Here is a 1,586-nt window from a genome sequence, read left to right as displayed (position 1 = left end):
GTTCGGATAAGTTGAGATAAGGTATCTTGTGTGTCGTAGAGTAGCTCAGTAGCTTCTAAGTCACCTGTTCTGAAAAGTTCTCTAGCTTCCTCTAGGTCAGGAAGATGGTTCTGTGGTAAATTCTGAAGCTGTACCAAACGGCCAGCCCATCGACCTGTACGGTTAGCTCCGTAAAATTGAAACATCCCCCTTGCTCGACCGTCCTTACAAACACAGTTCATCATGGCTTGATATTTGGATACACTTGATTTGGCGGCTTGCTGACGAAGTTTAAGAACTTGAGCAGTCGTATGATCAACCATTTTGAGAAGTTCTTTCACCGCTTTTTTGTCGAGTGAATCTGTAGTTACTCCATGTTCACGTAGCCAGCCAATCATCTGTAGAACAGAGTTGGGATTTTCTAGACTTGTTAAAGCTTTCAGTTCCTCTTGGATTTGAGCTTTGCTCTCTGTATCAATTTTGATTGCTGCTTTAACAAAATCAACATCTATGCCAATACCTCGGTCGTTGATAATCTGATCCTGGAGGTACTCATCCCAAACAAAATCAGGTACTGGGAAGTTTTTCAGTCGTTCCTTGATGGCCAATTCGACCTCAACATCACGTCTGTTGTAATCGATAAAGGTAGCCCACTTGTCAGGCGCGTGATGTGGAAAGTTGCGAATTCGTCCCTCATTGACTTTGGTAGGCTTACAAGGTACGCAGAAGTAGCGAATGAGGTCAGCCCCCTCTCTCATCTTTTTGTCTTTGAGTTTGAGAACTGTTCCAACCCCTTCTAAGGAAAGTGGGAGTCCTAAATATGCGGACCAAATCATGCTACACCGCCATGAATTAGGCGAGAGAAATCCATCTGATAAGAATTCAGGATGATATTTCTTGAGCCAGTTGGATATGCAAATTCGCTCAAATGAAGCGTTGAATGCCCATTTTATGACACTATCATTCACCAAGGCCTCAAGGATATCTTGTGGAAATTTCTCTTTAGTTAAGTCATATACAGTAACTGGTCCATTATCGACAGATACCGCAAACAAAAGGATTTCAAAACTGTCATCTTCCGCATAGCGATAGACACCAGATTTTCGTAAGTCAATTTCACAATAAGTTTCGATGTCTATACTGATCTCTTTAATTGGCATAGTTTGTCCTTTCTGAAAAAGGTGACAGAAGTACTGCCACCTTGAGTTCTATTTGTTTTTTCGACTGAGTGGTGTTTGACTAAGTTTTTCTTTATTTTGCTTTGCCTTTCGTTCCATTTCATTTCGAATGTCATCTCTAATGGTCATATATCCGAAGTATAGTCCGATAAGCACCCAGAGGCTCATAATAGTACAAGTTAAAATAGTATACATCATTAATCTAATTCTCTCTTTCTAGTTCAAAAAGTCATCATCGTCTTCTGTCGCAAAATCATCTTCAGCACGAGTGCGACCACCGAGGGGCTCGCCATCACGCAATTTTTGCAAGTTATTCAAACCGCAAGCAATCCCTTTATTGCCATTGGAATTAAATGCGTAGAAGGTAATAGAAGCACGTCCGTAGATGCCTGAATACAATTCTGATGTATCAATGATTTCTTGACGATT

Annotated in this window: 1 protein-coding gene and 1 pseudogene; both read right to left on the bottom strand. The window is 41.0% G+C overall.

Annotation, left to right across the window (positions count from 1 at the left end; all coding sequences use genetic code 11):
• Window positions 1-1,139, bottom strand: a pseudogene (locus K5Q34_RS11665) (hypothetical protein); the annotation flags it as partial.
• A gap of 234 nt (window positions 1,140-1,373) precedes the next feature.
• On the bottom strand, window positions 1,374-1,586 hold a 213-nt coding region (locus K5Q34_RS11660; RefSeq protein WP_044777732.1), incomplete at its 5' end, for an ssDNA-binding protein.

Source organism: Streptococcus sp. 2018110, assembly GCF_019754115.1.
GTDB lineage: Bacteria > Bacillota > Bacilli > Lactobacillales > Streptococcaceae > Streptococcus > Streptococcus hashimotonensis.
Note: the sequence above shows the minus strand (reverse complement) of the source record. Positions and strands in the feature narration are given on the sequence as shown.